This is a genomic window from Kytococcus schroeteri, from assembly GCF_002847825.1.
Classification (GTDB): domain Bacteria; phylum Actinomycetota; class Actinomycetes; order Actinomycetales; family Dermatophilaceae; genus Kytococcus; species Kytococcus schroeteri.
This window is the reverse complement of the sequence record NZ_PKIZ01000015.1, coordinates 13,017-35,796: the sequence shown is the minus strand read 5'-3', so window position 1 is coordinate 35,796 and position 22,780 is coordinate 13,017. Positions and strand designations below refer to the sequence as shown.

The 22,780-nt window shown below is 71.3% G+C and carries 17 protein-coding genes; 1 reads left to right on the top strand and 16 read right to left on the bottom strand.

The features are described 5' to 3' along the window. Positions 1 to 26: 26 nt before the first annotated feature. The 12 genes from CYJ76_RS08415 to CYJ76_RS08360 form a co-directional block, all read right to left on the bottom strand. A complete protein-coding gene (locus CYJ76_RS08415) occupies positions 27 to 2,489 on the bottom strand; it encodes a polyribonucleotide nucleotidyltransferase (protein ID WP_070706252.1) in 2,463 nt (820 codons plus the stop codon). Between the two features lie 180 nt (positions 2,490 to 2,669). After that, the gene (rpsO, locus tag CYJ76_RS08410) at positions 2,670 to 2,996 is read right to left on the bottom strand and encodes a 30S ribosomal protein S15 (RefSeq protein WP_237769858.1); all 327 of its coding nucleotides are present in this window, start codon (positions 2,994 to 2,996) and stop codon (positions 2,670 to 2,672) included. A 40-nt stretch (positions 2,997 to 3,036) separates the two neighbouring features. Then, a complete protein-coding gene (locus tag CYJ76_RS08405; RefSeq protein ID WP_141494352.1) occupies positions 3,037 to 5,301 on the bottom strand; it encodes a peptidoglycan D,D-transpeptidase FtsI family protein in 2,265 nt (754 codons plus the stop codon). After that, positions 5,301 to 5,789 (bottom strand): rod shape-determining protein MreD, encoded by a 489-nt coding sequence (mreD, locus tag CYJ76_RS08400; protein ID WP_070706250.1) that lies wholly within the window; start codon positions 5,787 to 5,789, stop codon positions 5,301 to 5,303. The genes CYJ76_RS08405 and mreD overlap by 1 nt, the downstream gene beginning before the upstream one ends. Further along, on the bottom strand, positions 5,789 to 6,991 hold the full coding sequence (gene mreC / locus CYJ76_RS08395; RefSeq protein WP_070706249.1) for a rod shape-determining protein MreC: 1,203 nt from the start codon (positions 6,989 to 6,991) through the stop codon (positions 5,789 to 5,791). Before mreC ends, mreD begins: the two co-directional genes overlap by 1 nt. After that, a complete protein-coding gene (gene mreB / locus CYJ76_RS08390) occupies positions 6,991 to 8,022 on the bottom strand; it encodes a rod shape-determining protein (RefSeq protein WP_070706248.1) in 1,032 nt (343 codons plus the stop codon). Before mreB ends, mreC begins: the two co-directional genes overlap by 1 nt. 80 nt (positions 8,023 to 8,102) lie before the next feature. Next, entirely contained in the window at positions 8,103 to 8,555 is a 453-nt protein-coding gene (gene ndk / locus CYJ76_RS08385) for a nucleoside-diphosphate kinase (protein WP_070706247.1), read from the bottom strand. Positions 8,556 to 8,652: 97 nt separating this feature from the next. Further along, on the bottom strand, positions 8,653 to 9,498 hold the full coding sequence (locus tag CYJ76_RS08380) for an undecaprenyl-diphosphate phosphatase (RefSeq protein WP_070706246.1): 846 nt from the start codon (positions 9,496 to 9,498) through the stop codon (positions 8,653 to 8,655). Further along, positions 9,498 to 9,929: a DUF4233 domain-containing protein gene (locus CYJ76_RS08375; RefSeq protein ID WP_237769857.1), complete on the bottom strand. Its 432-nt coding sequence runs from the start codon at positions 9,927 to 9,929 to the stop codon at positions 9,498 to 9,500. Before CYJ76_RS08375 ends, CYJ76_RS08380 begins: the two co-directional genes overlap by 1 nt. Before the next feature lie 22 nt (positions 9,930 to 9,951). Next, positions 9,952 to 11,334 (bottom strand): bifunctional folylpolyglutamate synthase/dihydrofolate synthase, encoded by a 1,383-nt coding sequence (locus CYJ76_RS08370; RefSeq protein ID WP_070706245.1) that lies wholly within the window; start codon positions 11,332 to 11,334, stop codon positions 9,952 to 9,954. After that, on the bottom strand, positions 11,331 to 14,717 hold the full coding sequence (gene ileS / locus CYJ76_RS08365; RefSeq protein WP_101849832.1) for an isoleucine--tRNA ligase: 3,387 nt from the start codon (positions 14,715 to 14,717) through the stop codon (positions 11,331 to 11,333). Before ileS ends, CYJ76_RS08370 begins: the two co-directional genes overlap by 4 nt. A 318-nt stretch (positions 14,718 to 15,035) precedes the next feature. Beyond that, complete coding sequence (locus tag CYJ76_RS08360) at positions 15,036 to 16,607, bottom strand: alanine/glycine:cation symporter family protein (protein ID WP_101849831.1); 1,572 nt, start codon at positions 16,605 to 16,607, stop codon at positions 15,036 to 15,038. Between the two features lie 191 nt (positions 16,608 to 16,798). Here CYJ76_RS08360 and valS point away from each other — a divergent pair, with 191 nt between their 5' ends. Next, entirely contained in the window at positions 16,799 to 19,453 is a 2,655-nt protein-coding gene (valS, locus tag CYJ76_RS08355; RefSeq protein WP_101849830.1) for a valine--tRNA ligase, read from the top strand. Between the two features lie 82 nt (positions 19,454 to 19,535). On the opposite strand, the gene CYJ76_RS08350 is transcribed toward valS, so the two are convergent. From CYJ76_RS08350 to CYJ76_RS08335, 4 genes are all read right to left on the bottom strand, one after another. Further along, the gene (locus tag CYJ76_RS08350; RefSeq protein ID WP_101849829.1) at positions 19,536 to 20,162 is read right to left on the bottom strand and encodes a hypothetical protein; all 627 of its coding nucleotides are present in this window, start codon (positions 20,160 to 20,162) and stop codon (positions 19,536 to 19,538) included. Positions 20,163 to 20,207: 45 nt separating this feature from the next. Next, entirely contained in the window at positions 20,208 to 21,479 is a 1,272-nt protein-coding gene (gene clpX, locus CYJ76_RS08345) for an ATP-dependent Clp protease ATP-binding subunit ClpX (RefSeq protein WP_070706242.1), read from the bottom strand. A gap of 142 nt (positions 21,480 to 21,621) precedes the next feature. Beyond that, on the bottom strand, positions 21,622 to 22,275 hold the full coding sequence (locus CYJ76_RS08340; RefSeq protein WP_180802261.1) for an ATP-dependent Clp protease proteolytic subunit: 654 nt from the start codon (positions 22,273 to 22,275) through the stop codon (positions 21,622 to 21,624). 50 nt (positions 22,276 to 22,325) lie between these two features. Continuing rightward, on the bottom strand, positions 22,326 to 22,780 hold a 455-nt coding region (locus CYJ76_RS08335), incomplete at its 5' end, for an ATP-dependent Clp protease proteolytic subunit (protein ID WP_101849828.1).

Here is a 22,780-nt window from a genome sequence, read left to right as displayed (position 1 = left end):
CGCTCGGCCACCCCGGCCGGTGGGGCTCAGTCCTCCGAGCCCTCACCACGGCCGCGGCCACCACGGGCGCCACGGCGGCGACGCGGACGACGACGCTCGCCGTCCTCACCGTCGGAGTCGCCCTCGACGGCCTCACGGGCCGGCTCGGCATCGGCGGAGTCCTCGCGGACGGACACCGGCTCGGGGCGCTCGGCCTCGTCCTCGGTGCGGGTCGCCCGGGCACCGCCACCGATCTTGCCGGACTGCGGGGCGGCCTCGGCCGCGCCCTCCTCGTCGGCCACCACGGCGCCCAGCGAGAGCTTGCCGCGCTGGTCGATCTCCTTGAGCTCCACCTGCACCTTGTCGCCGACGTTCAGCACGTCCTCGACCGCGTCGATGCGCTTGCCACCGACGAGCTTGCGGATCTCGGAGATGTGCAGCAGGCCGTCCTTGCCCGGCAGCAGGGAGATGAACGCACCGAAGGTGGTGGTCTTGACGACCGTGCCCAGGAAGCGCTCGCCGATCTCCGGCATCTGCGGGTTGGCGATGGCGTTGATGGCCGACCGGGCCGCCTCGGCCGAGGGGCCGTCGGTGGCGCCGATGTACACGGTGCCGTCGTCCTCGATGGAGATGTCGGCGCCGGTGTCCTCCTGGATCTGGTTGATCATCTTGCCCTTGGGGCCGATGACCTCACCGATCTTGTCGACCGGCACCTTCACCGCGATGACGCGCGGGGCGTTCGGGCTCATCTCGTCCGGGGCGTCGATGGCCTGCGACATCACGTCGAGGATGTGCAGGCGCGCGTCGCGGGCCTGGGTGAGCGCCTTGGCCAGCTCCTCGGCAGGGATGCCGTCGAGCTTGGTGTCCAGCTGGATGGCGGTGACGAAGTCCTTGGTGCCGGCCACCTTGAAGTCCATGTCGCCGAAGGCGTCCTCGGCACCGAGGATGTCGGTGAGCGCCTGGTACTGCACGCCCCCGTCGACCTCGGCGGACACCAGGCCCATGGCGATGCCGGCCACCGGCGCCTTGAGCGGCACACCGGCGTTGAGCAGCGACATGGTGGAGGCGCAGACCGACCCCATCGAGGTGGAGCCGTTGGAGCCCAGCGCCTCGGACACCTGGCGGATGGCGTACGGGAACTCCTCGCGGCTCGGCAGCACCGGCACGAGCGCACGCTCGGCCAGGGCGCCGTGCCCGATCTCGCGACGCTTGGGCGAGCCCACGCGACCGGTCTCACCGGTGGAGAACGGCGGGAAGTTGTAGTTGTGCATGTAGCGCTTGCGCGTCACCGGGCCGAGGCCGTCGATCTGCTGCTCCATGCGCAGCATGTTCAGCGTGGTGACACCCATGATCTGGGTCTCGCCACGCTCGAAGATGGCCGAGCCGTGGACGCGCGGCAGGGCCTGCACCTCGGCGGACAGGGCACGGATGTCCTTGGGGCCACGGCCGTCGATGCGGACGCCGTCACGCAGGATGCGCTCGCGGATGAGCTTCTTCTGCAGGGCCTTGAACGCGGCGGAGACCTCCTTGGCGCGACCGGCGAAGGGCTTGCCCTCCTCCTCGTCGGCCCCGGCCAGCTCGGCCTTGAGGGACTCCTTGATCTCGTCCAGGCGCGCCTCACGCTCCTGCTTGCCCGCGATGGTCAGGGCCTGCGCGGTGTCCTGCGCGGCGGCGGCCTCCACGGCGGCGTAGGCGTCGTCCTGGTAGTCCAGGAACAGCGGGAACTCCTGCACCTCCTTGCCGGCCTCGGCGTGCAGCTTCTGCTGGGCCTCGCACAGGGCGCGGATGAAGACCTTGGAGGCCTCGAGGCCCTGGGCCACGACCTCCTCGGTGGGGGCCGTCTTGCCCTCGTCGTTCACCAGGGTCCAGGTGGACTCGGTGGACTCGGCCTCGACCATCATGATCGCGACGTCGTCGCCGGCGATGCGGCCGGCCACCACCATGTCGAAGGTGGAGCGGGCGATGTCCGAGAAGTTCGGGAAGGCCACCCACTGGCCGTCGATGAGCGAGAGGCGCACACCACCGATGGGGCCGGAGAACGGCAGGCCGGAGATCTGGGTGGAGGCGCTGGCGGCGTTGATGGCCAGCACGTCGTACTGGTGGTCCGGGTGGTGGGCCAGCACGGTCACCACGACCTGCACCTCGTTGCGCAGGCCCTTGGTGAAGGTCGGGCGCAGCGGGCGGTCGATGAGGCGGCAGGTGAGGATCGCGTCGGTGCCCGGGCGGCCCTCACGGCGGAAGAACGAGCCGGGGATGCGGCCCGCGGCGTACATGCGCTCCTCGACGTCCACCGTCAGCGGGAAGAAGTCGAAGTGGTCCTTGGGCTCCTTGCCGGCCGTGGTGGCCGACAGAACCATGGTGCTGTCGTCGATGTCGTCCTCGACGAGGTAGGCGGCCACCGAGCCGGCGGCCTGCTGGGCGAGTCGCCCGGTCTCGAACCGGACCGTCTTGGTGCCGTGGGCACCGTTGTCGATGACGGCCTCGGCGAACGTGATCTCAGGACCCTCCATGGGGTCCTCCCTTCTGTTGGTCAGCACACGGGCATCGTCGTTGTGCCGTGTGTCTGGTGGTCCGGTGTTCCTCCCGGCGCGTGGTGCGACGGGTCACGAGGAGGCCGGTCGGACCGGCCGACCCCCTCTACTCATACCAAAAGCGGCCCCCGGGGGGGCCGCAGTCGGCAGAGAGCTCTTTCAGCGGCGCAGGCCGAGCTTCTTGATCAGCGCACGGTAGCGCTCGATGTCGGTGGACTCCAGGTAGCGCAGCAGGCGCTTGCGGCGACCCACCAGCAGCAGCAGGCCACGACGGGTGTGGTGGTCGTGCTTGTGCTGACGGGAGTGCTCGGTCAGGTCCTTGATGCGCTGCGTGAGCAGGGCGACCTGCACCTCCGGCGACCCGGTGTCACCCTCGGTGGTGGCGTACTCCTCGATGATGGACTTCTTCTTGGCAGCGTCCAGCGTGGTCAAGCGTGACTCCTCAGGGTCGTTGCGCGGCGCGCCCGGGCCTGTTCTCCGGGGCATTCGGCGTCCGCGGCCGATCGAACGGCAAGGTGTCACCTTATCACTGACGGGTGCGCCCCACGGCCGCCTCCGGGGCGGCCGACGCCGACGGGTTCTCCGTGGGCGCGTCGGCGGGTGCCCCGCCGTCCTGGAACTCCGTGTCCACCGGCCCCACGAGGGACTCCTTGGTGACGTCCTTGACGGTCACGGTCCGGGCCTTGGCCTCCTCGGCGCGCTTCGTGGCGGCCTCGATGTCGGCCTTCGTGTCGGCCGACGAGACGGGGGCGTCCGCTCCGTTGGCCTCGAGCAGGCCCTGCGTCTTCATCGTGTTCCAGATGGAGCGCGCAACCGGCGCCGCGTACTCGCTACCGGTCCCCGAGTCGCCGAGCACCACGAGCACCACGTACTTCGACTTCTGACCGGCGTCGTAGCTGACGAACCAGGAGGTGGGCGCCTGGTTGGCCACCTCAGCGGTCCCCGTCTTGCCGGCCAGGGGGTGGCGCGCGTTGTCCCAGTCCTTGAAGGCCCACGACGCGGTACCCCGGGTCATCACGCCCTCGAGGCCCTCGCGGAGCACTCGCAGCGACTCCTCGGTGAAGCCGACCCGCTGGCGGACGGTGGTGTCGTAGGTCTTGGCGACCTTGCCGTCGACGTCCACCGCCTCCTTGGCCAGCCGCGGCTCGATGACGTTGCCCCCGTTGGCGATGGCGGCGTAGACCACGGCCATCTGCAGGGGGGTGGTGGAGACGTCACCCTGGCCGATGGAGAAGTTCACCGCGTCACCGCCGCGGTACTGGTACCCACGCAGGCAGAACTCCTGCGCGCTCTCCTTGAGCTCCTTGCGCTTCTGGGCGTCGGGCACCTCCTTCTTGGTGTACCCGGTCTCCGCCCGCTTGCAGTAGCCCTCCTTGAGGGACTCCCAGTAGGCCAGCTTCCACTCGCGGTCCGGGATGCGGCCGGCCGACTCGTGCGGGAGGTCGATGCCGGTGCGCGAGCCCAGGCCGAAGCCGCGGGCCATCTCCACGTAGGGGTCGGCCACGTCCTTGGCGTTGAGGCCGCCCAGTCCGCGCCAGGTGCGGAAGGACCAGCGGTAGAAGGCGGTGTCGCAGGAGACCTCGATGATCTGCTGCAGCGTGAGGTCGCCGTGCTCCTTGGACTCGAAGTTGCGGAAGTAGCGGTCACCGATCTTGACGCGGGCCGGGCAGCTGTACATCTCCTTCGCGTCCAGCCCCTGGCTGAAGGCGGTCGGCAGCGAGACGGCCTTGAAGGTCGAGGCCGGCGGGAAGACCGAGGAGACGAGCTTGTTCGTCAGCGGCACCCCACCGTCCTCGTCCACCAGCTGCTCCAGCTGCTGGGAGTCCACGCCGCCCTTCCAGACCTCCGGGTTGTAGCCCGGCAGGCTCGCCGAGGCGACCACTCCCCCGGTCTCGACGTCCATGACCAGCGCAGCACCGGTCTTGGCGCTGCCCTTGTCGCCCGGCTGGGTCGCCCCGTTCTTGCGCGCCGCGGCCTGGCTGGCCTGCGCGAGTGCCTCCTCGGCCACGCGCTGCACCTCCGGGACCAGGTGGGTGCGCACGTCCAGACCGGCCTGCGGCTCGGTGTGGCTGATCTCCTCGAGGAAGCGGCCGGCCGGGGAGACGGCCACCTTGGTGACGCCGTTGCGGCCGCGCAGGTCGCCGTCGTAGAAGGCCTCCAGCCCGTCGCGGCCGATCATGGCCGTGGACTGCAGGTCGTCGCGCCCCTTGAGGTCCTCGGCGCTCACGCGCGTCAGGTAGCCCAAGGTCTGGGCCGCCAGGGCACCCTTCGGCTTGGGCCAGCCGCGCTCGGCGGTGGCGTCCACCTTGACGCCCGGGTAGTCCTCGGGGCGCTCCAGCAGCGGCAGCAGCTTCACCGGGTCCACGCCCTGGGCCATGGTGATGGGCTGGTAGGCGCCACCGGAGTTGCAGCGCGGCGGGCGGGGCGCGTCCTTGGCGCCGCAGGTGCGGGTGCGGCCCCACAGCGTGTCGGGGTCCTGCCCCAGCTCGGTGGCCACGGCCTCCACGATGCCGCGCCCCTTGTCCTCCTGCTCGCGCATCACCTGCGGGTCGATGGTCACCGTGGAGTGCGCCACGTTGCGCACGAAGGGGGTGCCGTCGGCGGCCAGGATGCGGCCACGCACCGCCGGGTGCACGATCGAGCGGGTGTTGGTGGTCTGCGCCGCGGTCGCGTACCGGTCGTGCTGCACCACCTGCATCTGGGCCATGCGTCCACCGAGCACGAGCAGCGCCACGAGCACCAGCACCCCCATGATCACGGTGCGGCGGCGGGCGGTCCTCAGGATCTGCATCACGTGGCGTTCCTCGTCAGGGCAGCGTTCTCCAGGTGCATCAGGGTGGGCACCACCACCACGCCCAGCAGCGCGGTGAGCAGCCAGGCCCACGGGTCGACGGTGTCGCCGGTCGGCTTCTGCAGGGCCAGGGCCATGACCCAGCGCACGCCCTGCACGGCCAGCGCCGCCACGGCGACGGTCACCGAGGTGAGCAACCACGAGCGGCGCACGGTGGCCGCGAAGGAGCCGGCCGCCCAGGCCACCAGGCCGTAGGTGAGGGCGGTGGCACCGGCCACCCCGGCGCCCGGCGGCACGAGGTCCACCAGCCAGCCGGCCACCAGGCCCCACACGAGGCCCGACCGCGCACCACGCAGCAGGGCCACTGCCAGCACCACGAGCAGCAGCAGGTCCGGCGCGGGGAAGGACACCCGCGGCAGCAGACCGGTGGTCACGACCGCCAGCAGCACCATGGCCACGACGCGGATGAGGCCGATCATGAAACGCATCACGGGGCTCCGGTGGGGGTCGGCGAGGCGGGCTGGGCGTCCGGGCGGGCGGCGTCGCTCGGGGCGTCGGTGGGCTGGTCCACCGGGGCCGAGGGGTCCACGAGCACCGACTCGTCGTCGCTCGGGTTGCCGTCCAGCGGACCGGTCTGGTCCCCGCTGGAGGACGGCTGGGAGGACGGGTCCGCCGAGGCGTCACCGCCCGGCGAGGCGTCCGGGCCCGACGGGCTGGGCTGCGACTCCGGCAGCGTGGTGGTCTCGCGCGAGCGGTCGCGCTCGGCGGTGCTCAGCACGCCCACCACCTCGAGAGTGGAGACCTGCACCCCGGGGCGCACCACGGCCGTCTCCTGGAGCTGGCCCTTGTCCGGGTCGATCGAGGCCACGCGGCCGACGGCCACGCCGGAGACGAACGGGCTGTTGGCCCCACCCAGCGTGGTGAGCAGGTCACCCTCCTTGAAGGTGCCCGGCTCGAAGGCCTGCAGGGTCAGCTGGTTGGCCTGGCGGGCGGGCGTGCCGGGGGGCGCGGTGGCCGAGAGCACCCCCATCGCGCCGGAGGAGGAGCGGACGCCCAGGGACAGCGCCGGGTCACCGAGGACCATCACCTCGCTCGTCCAGTCGGTCACCGAGACAACGCGGCCCACCAGGCCCCGGCGGGAGACCACGGTGAGGTCGGGCTCCACGCCGTCGCGCGAGCCCACGTCGAGGGTGACGCGGCGGTCCGGCGAGGTGGCCGTGGCCGCGGTGAACCCGATGACGCGGGCCGGGGTCAGCTCACGTCCGGCCACCACCTCGGAGTCGAACAGCCCCACGGCGGCGGAGTCCAGCCGGTTCTTCTCGCGCTGGGCGCGCAGCTCGTCGGCCAGACGGTCGCGCTCGGACTCCACGGCCTGCAGCTCGTCGGTGGGCGGCACCACCATCGCGCGCTGCAGGGGGGCGAAGGCCACCTCCGAGGCACTGCGCACGGGGTCGAGCACCGCCGGGGACACCGCGTCGACCCCCACGGCGGCGAGGGTGAGGGCCAGGGCCGCCAGGGGCCCCGCCCACGCGCGGCGCTCGGCGGAGCGGTCCCGCTGCTGCATGCCCAGCCGGCGGCCGGTGAGGCCCTCCCGGCGGACCACGCCCACGGGGACGCGGCGCTGGGAGTCACCCCGGCGCCGGCCCCGCACCCGACGGTCACCGGAGTACGGACGGATGCGGTCGGCCATCAGTACCGCTGCTCCCCGACCACGATGCGGCGCAGGCGCGCCAGGTCGTCGATGCACCGCCCCGCACCGCGGATCACCGCCCGCTGCGGGTCCTTGGCCACGTGCACCGGCAGGGCCAGCTCGCGGGAGAGGCGCTGGTCGATGCCGCGCAGCAGGGCCACCCCACCGGTGAGCACCACGCCACGGCCGGTGACGTCACCGGCCAGGTCCGGCGGGCACTGGTCCACCAGGCTGCGGGCGAAGGCGGCGATGCCGTCCAGCGGCGCCGCCATGGCCTCGCGGACCGCGGCCCCGGTGACGTCCACCGTCTCGGGCAGGCCGGTGCGCAGGTCACGGCCGTGCACGCGGGCCGTGGCCTCCTCGCGCTGCGGCACCGCCGAGCCCACCTGGGCCACGAGGTCCTGGGCCGTGCGCTCCCCCAGCAGCAGGTGGTGCTCGGTGCGCAGCCAGTCGCGGACGGCCTCGCTGAGGTCGTCACCGCCCACCCGGGCCGAGCCCGAACGGACGATGCCGCCCAGGGCCGTGATGGCCCCGTCGGCGGTGCCGCCGCCGAGGTCGAGCACCATCGAGGCCTGCTCGTCGTTGACCGGCAGCCCGGCCCCGATGGCCGCGACCATGCCCTGCTCCACGATGAAGACCTCGCGGGCGCCGGAGCGCAGGACCGTCTCCTCGACGGCGCGGCGCTCCACGGCGGTGATCTGCGAGGGGGTGGCGACCACCACGCGGGGGCGGTTCAGCCAGCTGGAGTGCACCTGGTCGACGAAGGTGCGCAGCATCGACTCGGCGACGTCCGCGTCGACGATCACGCCGTCGCGGACCGGGCGCATGATGTGCACGTGCGCCGGGGTACGGCCGATGAGGCCGCGGGCGCGCTCACCGGCGGCGAGCACCTTGCCCGTGCCCCCCTCGACCGCCAGCAGCGACGGCTCGTCCAGGGCGATGCCCCTGCCCTTGCGCCAGATCCGGGTCCGCGAGGTCCCCAGGTCCACCGCCAGGTCACCACCGCGCAGGCGCTGCCAACTCGAAGTCATGGGCGGCATCGTATGTCCCTCCCGAGACCGCCGGCCGGAGAACCGGCCGGCGGAGCCCGCTTCCGTGGGCGTCAGGGAGGTCACACCCCCTGCGGGAACCAGATGGCGATCTCGCGCTCGGCGGACTCCGGCGAGTCCGAGCCGTGCACGATGTTCTGCTGCACCTTCAGGCCCCAGTCACGACCCAGGTCGCCGCGGATGGAGCCCGGGGCCGCCTCGGTGGGGTTGGTGGCACCGGCCAGCGCACGGAAGCCGGGGATGCAGCCGTGGCCCTCCACGACGGCGGCCACCAGCGGGCCGGAGGCCATGAACTCCATGAGCGGCTCGTAGAAGGGCTTGCCCTCGTGCTCGGCGTAGTGGGCGGCCAACTGCTCACGGGTGGCCTCCACCACCGTCAGGGCGGCCAGGCGGTAGCCCTTGGCCTCGATGCGGGCCAGCACCTGTCCGGTGAGGCCGCGGCGGTAGCCGTCGGGCTTCACCAGCACCAGGGATCGCTCGATGGTCTCGTTCGTGTCAGCTGCAGTCGTGGTCACGGACCCACCCTAGCCAGCGAGCCGACGGCGCCCGTGGGGGCACCGCCGGCTCGCCGGTCGTGCAGGGGCGCGGCCCCCGCGTCGGGGCGTCCGCGACTCAGGCGCCCGTCGCCGAGAGCGTGCCGGTGCCCAGCAGGCCGAAGAGCACCAGGGCCAGCACGATGCGGTACACCACGAAGGCGGTGAAGTCGTGGCTCGAGATGTAGCGCAGCAGCCAGGCGATGACCGCGTAGCCCACGACGAAGCTGATGAGCGTGGCCACGACGATCGGGCCCCACTGCGGCGCCACCGGGTCGTCGGCGATCTTCACCACCTGCATGAGGCCCGAGGCCAGCACCGCCGGGATGGCCAGCAGGAACGAGTAGCGGGCGGCGGCCACACGCGAGTAGCCCATGAACAGACCACCGGCGATGGTGCCACCGGAGCGCGAGACGCCCGGGATGAGCGCCAGGGACTGCCACAGGCCGAACTTCAGGCCGTCGCCCCAGCTGAGCTGCTGGAGCTCCTTGGCCTCGCCCTGCGGACGGCGCGCGGCCAGCCGGTCGGCCACGCCGATCACCAGGGCGAACACCAGCAGCATCGAGGCGGTGAGCCACAGGTTGCGCAGCTTGGTCTCGATGAGGTCCTGGAAGAGCACGCCGAGCAGGCCGATCGGCAGGGTGCCCACGATCACCAGCCACCCCATCCGCACGTCCGGGTCGCTGTGCGGCACCTTCCCGGCCAACGCCTTGAACCACTTGGTGACGATGGTGGCGATGTCCTTGCGGAAGTAGATGAGCACCGCGGCCTCGGTGCCCAGCTGCGTGATGGCGGTGAACGCCGCTCCGGGGTCCTCGTCACCGAAGAACCGCCCCACCACCGACAGGTGCGCGCTGGAGGAGATGGGCAGGAACTCCGTGAGCCCCTGCACCAGTCCCAGCACGATCGCCTCGAGCCAACCCATCACCGACCACCTTCCGTGGAGTTCTCCTGCGCGGCCCCGGTGCCGCCGTGGCGGGCGGCGAACTGCCGGGTGAGCTCATCCATGCGGTGACCCCAGTAGAGCGCGGCCACCCACAGCCCGAGGAAGATCGCGGCGACCACGAACATCGCCGGCTCCACCAGGCCGCACAGGACGGTGAGCACCTGCAGGACCCACCCGAGGGTGACGCCCCAGCGGCGCTTGAGCACCACCATCGTCACCAGGCAGGCCACGGCCAACGCCGACCCGCCGACGAGGTAGGACGTGGAATGCACGTCACCCCGAGCGTGGGCCAGCGCCCGTGCGGTGAGGGCACCGAAGAAGACGGCGAAGGACTGGAAGAACAGGGTGACGCTGGTGAACCGGCGGGACATCTTGCCCAGCGGACCGACCACGGGGATGGGTGAACTCACGAGGGGGATCCTCCCACGCGGGTCACGAGACGTCCGTGGTGCCCAGCAGCATCCGCACGTCCGCAGCCGTGTGGATGCTGCCGGTGGCGATGACGCCGCCGCTCACGCCGCCCTCGTCGGCCAGCGAGCCGGCGAGGTCGAGCGCGTCGGGCAGGTTCTCGACCACGGTCACCATGTCGTCGCCGAGCAGCTCCCGGGCCAAACGGCCGAGCGCCTCGGGCTCCATGGAGCGCGGGCTGGAGTTGCGCGAGACCACGAGGTGGTCCACCGCCGGGGCCAGCGCGGAGAGCATGCCCTCGGCGTCCTTGTCCTCGAAGACCGCCACCAGGCCCACCAGGCGGGCGAAGGTGAAGGACTCCTCCAGGGCGCGGGCCAGGGTCTCCATGCCGTGCGGGTTGTGCGCGGAGTCGACCACCACGGTCGGCGAGCGCCGCACCACCTCGAGCCGGCCGGGCGCGGTCATGCCGGCCACGGCCTCGCGGAGCAGCTCGGGGTCCAGCGGCTGCTGGCCGTCACCGAGGAAGGACTCCACGGCGGCCACCGCCAGGGCCAGGTTCTGCGCCTGGTGCTGGCCGAAGAGTGGCAGCACGAGTTCGTCGTACTCCCCCGCCAGCCCGCGGATGCCGACGAGCTGGCCACCGACGGCCACGTCGTGCTCGGTGACGCCGAAGTCGACGCCGGCCGTGGCCAGGCGGGCGCCGGCGGCCTCCACCGCGTCGGCGACGACGGCGCGCGCCTCCTCGGCCTGCTCGGCCACCACCACCCGCGCCCCGGGCTTGACGATGCCGGCCTTCTCGGCGGCGATGGACTGCACGTCGCCCCCGAGGTAGCGCTCGTGGTCCAGCCCGATGGGGGTGATGACCGCGACGTCGCCGTCGGCCACGTTGGTGGCGTCCCAGCGGCCGCCGAGGCCGACCTCGATGACGGCGACGTCCACCGGGGCGTCGGCGAAGGCGGCCAGGGCGAGCACGGCGATGCACTCGAAGTAGCTCAGCGGCGGGCCGCCGGCGGCCTCGCTCTCGGCGTCGACGATGGCGATGAAGGGCGCCACGTCGTCCCACACCTCGAGGAAGTGCCGCGGGTCGATGGGCGCACCGTCGATGCTGATGCGCTCCAGCGGGTCGTGCAGGTGCGGGGAGGTGAAGCGCCCCGTGCGCAGCCCGGTCTCCCGCAGGATGCGCTCCACCATCCGGGTGGTGGAGGTCTTGCCGTTGGTGCCGGTCAGGTGCACCACCCGGTAGGTGCGCTGCGGGTCGCCCAGCAGCTCCATGCAGCGGGCCACCCGGTCCAGGGTGGGCACCACGTCGCTCTCGGGCATGCGGGCCATGAGCGCCTGGGTGACCTCCCGCACGCGGCGAGTGGTCTCCAGGTTCTCGGCGGCCTCTCGGCGGGGGTCGGCGCTCATGCGCGGGACTCCTTGCGGCGCAGCAGCACGGTGACGGTGCGGCCCTCGCCGAGGTCCACCTCGCCACGGTGCCAGTCGCCGCCGGCCGGCAGCGGGGTGTCCGGACCGCCGGCGCCGAACTGCACCGCGAGGGTCTCGTCCATGATGAGCTGCTGGTGGGCCACGGCCGCGGCCCACACCTGCTCGTCGCCCACCACGGTGAGCGAGATGCGGTCGCCCACCGAGAGCCCGGCGGCGCGGCGCTCGCCCTGCACGGCGCGGATGACGTCGCGGGCGGTGCCCTCGGCGGCCAGCTCGTCGGTGACCGTGGTGTCGAGCACCACGAAGCCGCCGCCGGGCAGCACGCCGGTGGCCGTGCCCTCGTCGTCGCCGGAGGTCACGGTCTCCAGGGTGTACTCCCCCTCGACCAAGGCGATGCCGCCGGAGGTGACGGTGCCGTCGGCGTCCACCGACCAGTCACCGGTCTTGGAACCCTTGATGACCGTCTGCACGTCCTTGCCCAGGCGCGGGCCGGCGGCGCGCGCGTTGACCACCAGGCGCTGCTCGACGCCGTAGGAGGCGGCCTCGTCGGAGTCCAGCGCCAGCAGACGCACCTCGCGGACGTTGAGCTCGTCGGCCAGCAGCGCCCCCTGGTCGGCCAGGGCCCGCGGGTCCTCGGTGACCACGGTGAGGCTCTGCAGCGGCAGGCGGGTGCGCAGCGACCGGGTCTTGCGCAGGCCCGAGCCGACGGAGGCCACCTGGCGGGCGGTCCCCATCGCGGCGGCCAGCGCCGGGTCGCTCGGGAAGTCCGCGGCGTCCGGCCAGTCGGCCAGGTGCACCGACTCGCCGCCGGTGAGCCCGCGCCAGATCTCCTCGGTGGCGAAGGGCAGGAGCGGGGCGGCCACGCGGCACACCGTCTCGAGCACCGTGTAGAGGGTGTCGAAGCAGGCGGTGTCGGTGCCCTCCCAGAAGCGGTCGCGGGACCGGCGGATGTACCAATTGGTGAGGGTGTCCAGGAAGTCGCGGACCAGCTCGCAGCCGCGGGCCAGGTCGTTGGCGTCCATGCACTCGGTCACCTCGCGTACCAGCGTGCCGGTGGCGTCCAGCACGTAGCGGTCCAGCGGGTCGGTCGAGGCCGTGGACCACTGGGCGCGGTGCCCGCCCTCGCCGGCGGCGTTGGCGTACATGGCGAAGAAGGACCACGCGTTCCACAGCGGGATCATCACCTGCCGCACGCCGTCGCGGATGCCCTGCTCGGTCACCACGAGGTTGCCGCCGCGCAGGATGGGGCTGCTCATGAGGAACCAGCGCATCGCGTCGGCGCCGTCGCGGTCGAACACCTCGGAGACGTCCGGGTAGTTGCGCAGCGACTTGCTCATCTTCTGGCCGTCGCTGCCCAGCACGATGCCGTGGCAGATGACATTGCTGAACGCCGGGCGGTCGAAGAGCGCGGTGGCCAGCACGTGCATCGTGTAGAACCAGCCGCGGGTCTGGCCGATGTACTCCACGATGAAGTCGGCCGGGAAGTGGTGCTCGAACCACTCGGCGTTCTCGAAGGGCACGTGGTTCTGGGCGTAGGACATCGAGCCCGAGTCGAACCAGACGTCCAGCACGTCCTCCACGCGGCGCATGGTGGAGCCGGTGTGCTCCCCCGGCGCGGCGCCGGCGTTGCGCGGGTCGTCCGGGTTGGGGCGGGTCAGGTGGTCCACCCACGGGCGGTGCAGGTCCACCTCGCCGGCGGCGTTGCGCGGCAGCTCGCCGAAGTCGGCCTCGATGTCGGCCAGCGAGCCGTACACGTCGGTGCGGGGGTACTCGGGGTCGTCGCTCACCCACACCGGCACCGGGGAGCCCCAGTAGCGGTTTCGGGTGATGGACCAGTCGCGGGCGCCCTCGAGCCACTTGCCGAACTGGCCGTGCTTGACGTTCTCCGGCACCCAGGTGATCTGCTCGTTGTTCTCGAGCATCCGGTCCTTGACGTCGGTGACCTTCACGAACCAGGACTCGACGCCCTTGTACATCAGGGGCGTGCGGCAGCGCCAGCAGTGCGGGTAGGAGTGGTCGTAGGTCTCGTGGCGCAGCAGCACGGTGCCCGGGCTCACCGACCCGGTGTCCTGCCCGGCCTGGCCGCCGACCGCCCGGGTGGAGGCCTTGAGGTGGGCGATGATCGGCGCGTTGGCGTCGAACACCTGCAGGCCCGCGTACTCGCCGACCGGGGCGGTGAAGGTGCCGTCGGCGGCCACCGGCATCACCGGCTCGATGCCCTCGCGGTCGGTGACCACCTTGTCGTCCTCACCGAAGGCGCCGGCCGAGTGCACCAGACCCGTACCGTCGGTGGTCGTCACGAAGTCGGCCTCCACCACGCGGTGGGCGTTCTCCTGGCCGCGGTAGTAGCTGAACGGCGGCTCGTAGGAGCGGCCCAGCAGGTCGGCACCCTTGAGGCGCTCCACCACGCGCGAGGCGGGATCCTCGCCGAGCTCGCGCGCGTACGCCTCGAGGCGCGCCTCGGCCACCACGTAGCGCTGGGAGGCGCCGGTCGGGTCGGTGGCGGGGTCGGACTCCACCACCACGTAGTCGATGTCGGGCCCCACCATCACCGCGAGGTTGCTGGGCAGGGTCCACGGGGTGGTCGTCCACACCAGCGCGGTCTCGCCGGTCTCCAGGCGCACGCCGACGGTGACGGCCGGGTCCTGGCGCATCTGGTAGACGTCGTCGTCCATGCGCAGCTCGTGGGCGCTCAGCGGGGTCTGGTCGCGCCAGCAGTAGGGCAGCACGCGGAAGTCCTGGTAGGCCAGCCCCTTCTCGTGGAGCTGCTTGAACGCCCAGATGACGCTCTCCATGTACTCCACGTTGAGGGTCTTGTAGTCGTTCTCGAAGTCGACCCAGCGGCCCATGCGGTGCACGTAGGCCTGCCACTCGTCGGTGTACTTCAGCACCGAGGCGCGGCACGCGTCGTTGAAGGAGTCGATGCCCTTCTGGAGGATCTCCTCCTTGGTGGTGATGCCCAGCTGGCGCATGGCCTCGAGCTCGGCCGGCAGGCCGTGGGTGTCCCAGCCGAAGCGGCGCTCCACGCGCTGGCCCCGCATCGTGCGGTAGCGCGGCACCACGTCCTTGACGTACCCGGTGAGCAGGTGGCCGTAGTGGGGCAGGCCGTTGGCGAAGGGCGGACCGTCGAAGAAGACGTACTCGTTCTCGCCGTTCGTGCCGGCCGGGCGGTTCTCCACGCTCTTGCGGAAGGTGTCGCCGGCCTCCCAGTGACGCAGCACGCCTTGCTCGATCTCGGGGAAGGACGGCGCGGTCACCCCGCTGCCGGGTGCGCCGGGGGTGCCGGTGCGCACGATGGGGTACACGCCCGGGCCGGCGGGCGGGGTCTGCTCAGCGGGGGTGGTCTCGGGTGCGGTGCTCATCGCGGCTCCTGGGAATCAGGCAGCGGGTGCTGCACGGTCTTCCTCGAGGACGAGACCTGCTGGGGGCAGGTTCCGCGGTACCACCTCGGTTGCCCCCGCAGGGGCCCCTTCATGACGGCTGTGACGGGCCTACCCGTCCGGGTCTAGTGGAACCGGCCCCTGGTGGGTTCGCGGTCCGTTCTTCCGGAGGCTCCCCGGTGATGGCCGGATCAGTGCCTGTGGTGCAGATGCTACCCGGTGCGGGCCGGCGGCCCCGACTCGTGGTGAGTCGGGGCCGCCGGGGGTCGAGCTCTCCGGGCGGGGCCGGAGGCGGTGGGGTCAGCTGCCCACCGTCATGCGGGTCGCACCCTCGCGGTCGTCCTCGCCGAGGATGTCCAGGCGGCCCGCCTTGCGGTCGGCCAGGTACTCCTTCATCTCCTGCTTGATGACCGGCAGCAGCAGGTACACACCGAGCAGGTTCAGGAAGGCGCAGAGGAACAACCAGCTGTCGGCGAAGTTCATGACCGCCGTCAGGGTCAGCACCGCACCCATGACCGTGAAGAACAGGTAGATGACCTTGATGGCGAACATCGAACCGCGGGAGTCACCGAACAGGTAGGCCCAGGCACGCATCGCGTAGTAGGCCCAGGTGATCTGGGTGGAGATGGCGAACAGGGCCACCGCCACGGCCAGCACGTAAGGGAACCAGGGGATCACGGTCTCGAACGCGTTGGAAGTCACCAGCACGCCGTCCAGGGCCTCGGTGGCCGGGTCGTCGTCCGTCGCGTTGGCGATGGACTGGTTGTACTCCGGGGTGTCGGCGATGATGATCGTCAGGGCCGTCATGGTGCAGATGATGACGGTGTCGGCCAGGGGCTCCAGCAGGGCCACGAAGCCCTCGGAGACCGGACGACGGGTCTTCACCGCGGAGTGGGCGATCGGGGCCGAACCCAGACCGGCCTCGTTCGAGAAGGCCGCGCGCTGGAAGCCGACGATCAGCGTTCCGATGACACCACCGGCGACGCCCTCGGGGTTGAACGCGTCGGTCACGATGCGGGTCGCGGCGTCCGGCACGTGGTCGATGTTGACCACGATGACCACGAGACAGGCCACCAGGTACAGCAGACCCATGGCCGGGACCAGCTTCTCGGTGACCTTGCCGATGGACTTGATGCCACCCATGATCACCAGACCGACGATCACTGCGAGGGCCAGGCCGAAGAGCAGCGAGGCGCCGGCGCCGCCGAGGAAGCCGTCGTCACCACCGGTGACGCTCTTCATCTGCGCGTAGGTCTGGTTGGACTGGAACATGTTGCCGCCGGCCGCGCCGAAGAACAGGATCGAGATGGCGAACAGGCCGGTCATGAGCGTGCCCACGACGGGGTGGATCTTGCCGTAGGCCACGGGCAGGTACTTGAACGGACCACCGTCGACGGTGCCGTCCTCGCGGACCTCGCGGTACTTCACACCCAGGGTGCACTCCGCGAACTTGGTGGCCATGCCGAGCAGGCCACAGATGATCATCCAGAAGGTGGCACCCGGTCCACCGACGGCCACGGCAACACCGACACCGGCGATGTTACCGAGGCCGACGGTGCCCGAGAGGGCCGAGGACAGTGCCTGGAAGTGCGTGATCTCGCCCGGATCGGACTTCGTGGAGTACTTGCCGCGGACCACGTCCAGGGCCGTCGGCAGGCCCCGGAACTGGACGAAGACGGTGTACAGCGTGACGATGATGCCGGCGAGCACCAGCCAGATCACGACGAAGGGGACCTCGATGTCGCCGAAGGTGATCGGGTAGAAGATGATCTCCGCGAAATCCTTCTGGATCGGATCGAAGAAATCGTTGATGTTCTCTTCAAGGGATGTCTTCCAGTCCGCTCGGGCTGGAAGGGGGCTGAGTGAGTTCATGTTCACCACCGAACCAACACCCGCCCCGGGCCACAAGCAAAGCGACACATCGTGCACAAAACGTTATCGACCCGGCACCTCAGGGTGACCTCCGCCGACCAGCAGCTCCCGGGGGCACCGGTACGAACCTGCCCTCCGCCGCCTCTCCGAGGAGCTGCCGACGGGGCGCCGGGAAGTGCGAAGATGGCCCCATGACTGACTCCACCGCCGGAACCCGCCCCGCCCAGCTGCCCGACAAGCCGTCCGTCGACGGCCTCGAGGACCGCTGGACCGCGGTATGGCAGGAGCAGGACACCTACGCGTTCGACCGCGAGCGTGCCGCCTCGCTGCCCCGCGACCAGCGCTTCACCATCGACACCCCGCCGCCCACCGCGTCGGGCTCGCTCCACGTGGGCCACGTCTTCGGCTACACGCAGGCCGACTGCATGGCGCGCTACCACCGCATGACGGGCAAGGAGGTCTTCTACCCCATCGGGTGGGACGACAACGGCCTGCCCACCGAGCGCCGCGTGCAGAACTACTACGGCGTGCGCGGCGACATCAACCAGCCGTACGTGGAGGGCTACGAGCCCCCGCAGCGCGGTGGTGAGGGCAAGTCCGTGAAGGCCGCCGACCAGCAGCCCATCAGCCGCCCCAACTTCATCGAGCTGTGCCACGAGCTGACCGTGGAGGACGAGAAGGCCTTCGAGGCGCTCTTCCGCCGCCTGGGCCTCTCGCTGGACTGGAACTTCCAGTACCGCACCATCGACGACAACGCCCGCGCCACCAGCCAGCAGGCCTTCCTGCGCAACCTGGAGCGTGGCGAGGCCTACTCCGCCGAGGCCCCCGGGCTGTGGGACGTCACCTTCCAGACCGCCGTGGCCCAGGCCGAGCTGGAGGCTCGCGACTACCCGGGCGCCTACCACCGGCTGGCCTTCCACGGCCCCGAGGGTGACGTGGAGATCGAGACCACCCGCCCCGAGCTGCTGCCGGCCTGCGTGGCCCTCATCGCCCACCCGGACGACGAGCGCTACCAGCACCTGTTCGGCACCACCGTGCGCACCCCGCTGTACGACGTCGAGGTGCCGGTGGTGGCCCACACCGCCGCCGAGATGGACAAGGGCGCCGGCATCGCCATGTGCTGCACGTTCGGTGACCTCACCGACGTCACCTGGTGGCGCGAGCTGCAGCTGCCGACCCGGTCGGTGATCACCCGCAACGGACGCCTGGTCGGTGAGACGCCCGAGTGGCTCGCCGACTCCCCGGCGGCCGACTTCTACGCCTCCTCGGTGGCCACCAAGACGGTGCACACCGCCCGCGAGAACACGGTCGAGGCCCTGCGCGCCTCCGGGGAGCTCATCGGGGAGCCGCAGAAGACCCAGCGCAAGGCGAACTTCTTCGAGAAGGGCGACAAGCCGCTGGAGATCGTCACCTCGCGCCAGTGGTACATCCGCAACGGCGGGCGCGACGCGGACCTCAACGCCGCCCTCATTGCCCGCGGGCAGGAGGTGGACTTCCACCCGGCCTACATGGAGCGCCGTCACGCCAACTGGATCGAGGGCCTCAACGGCGACTGGCTGGTGAGCCGCCAGCGCTTCTTCGGCGTGCCCTTCCCCATCTGGTACCCGCTGGACGCCGACGGCGAGCCGGACCACGAGCACCCCATCACCCCCGCCGAGGCCGACCTGCCGGTGGACCCGCAGTCCGACACCGCGCCGGGTTACGACGAGTCGCAGCGCGACCAGCCGGGCGGCTTCACCGCCGACCCGGACGTGCTGGACACCTGGGCCACCAGCTCGCTCAGCCCGCAGATCATCGGCGGCTGGCGCAACGACCCCGAGCTGTTCGACCTGGTGTTCCCGATGGACGTGCGCCCGCAGGGCCACGACATCATCCGCACGTGGCTGTTCAGCACCATCGTGCGCGCCCACCACGAGCACGGCTCGGTGCCGTGGCACAACGCCACCCTCAACGGCTGGATCCTGGACCCGGACCGCAAGAAGATGTCCAAGTCCAAGGGCAACGTGGTCACCCCGGTGGACCTGCTCGAGCAGCACGGGTCCGATGCGGTCCGCTACTGGGCGGCCTCGGCCCGCCAGGGCGTGGACACCGCCTTCGACACCCAGCAGATGAAGGTGGGGCGTCGCCTGGCCATCAAGCTGCTCAACGCCTCGAAGTTCGCCCTGGGCTTCGGTGAGGTGGCCGGTGCGCAGACCGCCGAGCAGCTCCTGGCCGCCGTGACCGAGCCGGTGGACCGCTCCCTGTTGGTGGAGCTGGCCGGCGTGGTGGAGCAGGCCACCGCCGGCTTCGAGGCGTGGGACTACACCAAGGCCCTGGAGGTCACCGAGACCTTCTTCTGGTCGTTCTGCGACGACTACCTGGAGCTCGTGAAGTCGCGCGCCTACGGCGCCGAGGACGGGGCCTCCGCCGCCACCACCTCGGCCCGCGCCGCCCTGCGCGTGGCCCTGGACGTCCAGCTGCGCCTGCTGGCGCCCTTCCTGCCGTTCGCCACCGAGGAGGTCTGGAGCTGGTGGCACGCCGGCAGCGTGCACCGCGCGCCGTGGCCCACCACCGGTGAGCTGGCCGTTCCCGGGGTCCAGGAGGGCGACGCGGCCGTGAAGCCGGCCGCGGCGGCCGTGCTCGCCGGCATCCGCAAGGCCAAGTCCGAGGCCAAGATGGGCATGCGCGCCCAGGTGACCGCCATGACCCTGGCCGGCCCGGCCGACCAGCGCGAGGCCGCGCACCGCGCGTGGGAGGACGTCGTCTCCTCGGGCCACGTGGTGTGCGAGGTCACCGAGACCGACGGCGAGACCCTGGAGGTCCGCGACACCGAGCTGGTGAAGGTGGAGAAGCCGAAGAAGGACTGAGGCCCCTCCCCCACGACGACGGCGGCCACCCCACGGGGTGGCCGCCGCCGTCGTGTGCGGGAGCGAGCTCGGCTCCGGGGGCTCAGACGCGGGGGCCGACCACCGCCCACGGCACCGGCCAGCCGCCCACCCGCTGGATGCCGGCGGCCAACTCGTCGACGTCGGCCTCCACCACGGTGCCGGCCGCGGGGTCGTAGAGCACCCAGCGGCCCGCGGCGTCCTCGGCCACCACCGCGACGTGGCGCGGCATCCAGCGCGTGCCCACGTAGAGCAGCGCCGGCTCGTGGGTGCCGGTGCCCGCCAGGGCTCCGGCGAGCTGCTCGGCCCCGCCGGTGCGCACGGCCCGCAGACCGTAGCGGAGGTGCTCCAGCCCCTCGGTGTGCACCACCTGCCGCAGCTCGGCCAGTGCGCCCCACGGCGGGGTCCCCAGCGCCATCGGCCACGGGAAGCGCAGCGCACGGGCCTCCCACGGGTTGTTGGTGCGCCCGAAGGTGGCGAACTCGGTGGTGCGGAAGTCCTGGCCCTCCACCAGGTCGTCGGCGGACGGCAGGGGCATGCCCTCCAGCAGGCGGCGCGCGACCACGAGGCTGGCCGCCCCGCAGGTGACGGGGCTGGACTGGCGCGGCAGCCGCATCCCCACCGCCAGGGTGTCGGGCTGGAGGGCGGCACGGGGGCTCGTGGGGGTGCTGTCGGCGGGCTGGGCGGTCACGTCGGTCTCCTCGCTGTCAGCAGGTCCTCGCCCACCCGGTGCGGGTCAGGCGCTCTTGCGCTTGGGCCGCTTGGCGCGCTTCTCGTCGCGGCGCACGATGGTCGGGTTCACGTTGTCGGCCACCACGTCGGCGGTCACCACGACGCGCTCGATGCCGTCGTCGCTCGGCACGTCGAACATCACCGGCTGCAGCACCTCCTCCATGATGGCGCGCAGTCCGCGGGCGCCGGTGCGGCGCAGCATCGCCTGCTCGGCCACCGCGCGGACGGCGTCGTCGGTGAACTCCAGCTCCACCCCGTCGAGGCGGAAGAGGTGCTGGTACTGCTTGACCAGTGCGTTGCGCGGCCCGGTGAGGATGTCGACCAAGGCGTCGGCGTCGAGCGGATTGACCGCGGCCACCACCGGCACGCGGCCGATGAACTCGGGGATGAGCCCGAACTTCACGAGGTCCTCGGGGCGCACGTTGCGCAGGAACTCCCCCTCGGTGCGGCGCGCCGAGAGGGTGGCCCCGAAGCCCAGGCCTCCCTTGCCCTCACGCTCGGCGACGATCTCGTCGAGCCCGGCGAAGGCCCCGCCCACCACGAACAGGATGTTGCGGGTGTCGATCTGCACGAACTCCTGGTGCGGGTGCTTGCGGCCGCCCTGCGGGGGCACCGAGGCCACCGTTCCCTCCAGGATCTTCAGGAGCGCCTGCTGCACACCCTCGCCGGAGACGTCGCGGGTGATCGACGGGTTCTCGCTCTTGCGCGTGATCTTGTCGATCTCGTCGATGTAGATGATGCCGGTCTCGGCCTTGGACACGTCCCCGTCCGCGGCCTGGATGAGCTTCACGAGGATGTTCTCGACGTCCTCCCCCACGTAGCCCGCCTCGGTGAGCGCGGTCGCGTCGGCGATGGCGAAGGGCACCTGCAGGAGCTTGGCGAGGGTCTGCGCCAGGTAGGTCTTGCCGGTGCCGGTCGGCCCGATCATGAGGATGTTGCTCTTGGCGACCTCGGGGGCGTCGGGGTCGTCGGAGGAGCCCTGTGCGTCGATGCGCTTGTAGTGGTTGTACACGGCCACCGCGAGGGCCCGCTTGGCCTCGTCCTGCCCCACCACGTAGGACTCCAGGAAGGCGTGGATCTCGCGCGGGGTGGGCACCTTCTCGAGGCGCTCCACGGAGGCGGCCGGGAACTCCTCGTCGATGATCTCGTTGCAGAGCTCGATGCACTCGTCGCAGATGTAGACGTTGGGCCCGGCGATGAGCTTGCGGACCTGCTTCTGGCTCTTGCCACAGAAGGAGCAGGTGAGGAAGTCCCCGCTCCCCGCAGTGCGCGCCATTGACCTCTCCCGTCCGTCCGGTGGTGACTGCGCTCCACGCTACCCCCGGCCTCCGACGACCTCGGGGCAGGGGCCACGATGCGCCGCAGGGGACCGCCACCTGCACGGTGGCGGCCCCCTGCGGGGTGCGGCGGGAGGGTACTCAGCCCTCCAGGGCGGCCTTGCGGCTCGGGAGCACCGCGTCGACGAGGCCGTACTCCTTGGCCTCCTGCGCGGAGAGGATCTTGTCGCGCTCGATGTCGTTGCGGACCTTCTCCGGGGTCTGGCCCGAGTGCTTGGCCCAGGTGTCCTCCAGCCAGGTGCGCATGCGCAGCACCTCGTTGGCGGTGATCTCCAGGTCGGAGGCCATGCCGCCGGTGCCCTCCATGGCGGGCTGGTGGATGAGGATGCGCGAGTTGGGCAGGGCGAAGCGCTTGCCCGGCGCACCGGCCGCCAGCAGCACGGCGCCGGCCGAGGCGGCCTGGCCGAGCACGAAGGTCTGCACGTCCGGGCGGATGAACTGCATCGTGTCGTAGATGGCCGTCATCGCGGTGAACGAGCCGCCCGGGGAGTTGATGTACATCAGCACGTCGCGGTCCGGGTCCTGGGACTCCAGCACCAGCAGCTGGGCGATGATGTCGTCCGCCGAGGCGTCGTCGATCTGCACGCCGCAGAAGATGATGCGGTCCTCGAACAGCTTGGTGTACGGGTCCTGGCGCTTGCTGCCGTAGGCGGTGCGCTCCTCGAACTGCGGGAGCACGTAGCGGGAGCTGGGGCCGGGCGCGTGCAGACGTCCCTGGGCGCTGGCGTGGGTCATGTTTCCTCCGTGCATCATCGGCATGTGGGCGGGAACCTGCGGGTGGTGGGTCACTTGCCCTCCTGGCCGGTCTCACCGGCGTGTGCGGAGGCCTCGTCGGCCACGTCGCCCTTGGCCACGTCGTGCGTGTCGGTGGAGGTCTGGAACACGTGGTCCACGAAGCCGTACTCCTTGGCCTCCTGCGCGGTGAACCAGCGGTCGCGGTCGGAGTCCTTGGTGATCTGCTCGGTCGTCTGGCCGGTGTGCTGGGCGATGAGCTCGGCCATCTGGCGCTTGATGTGCAGCAGCTGCTCGGCCTGGATCTTGATGTCCGAGGCGGTACCGCCCACGCCACCGGACGGCTGGTGCATCATCACGCGGCTGTGCGGGGTGGCGTAGCGCTTGCCGGGGGTGCCGGCCGAGAGCAGGAACTGACCCATCGAGGCCGCCAGGCCCATGGCCACGGTCGCCACGTCGTTGGGGATCCAGTTCATGGTGTCGAAGATCGCCATGCCGGCGGTCACCG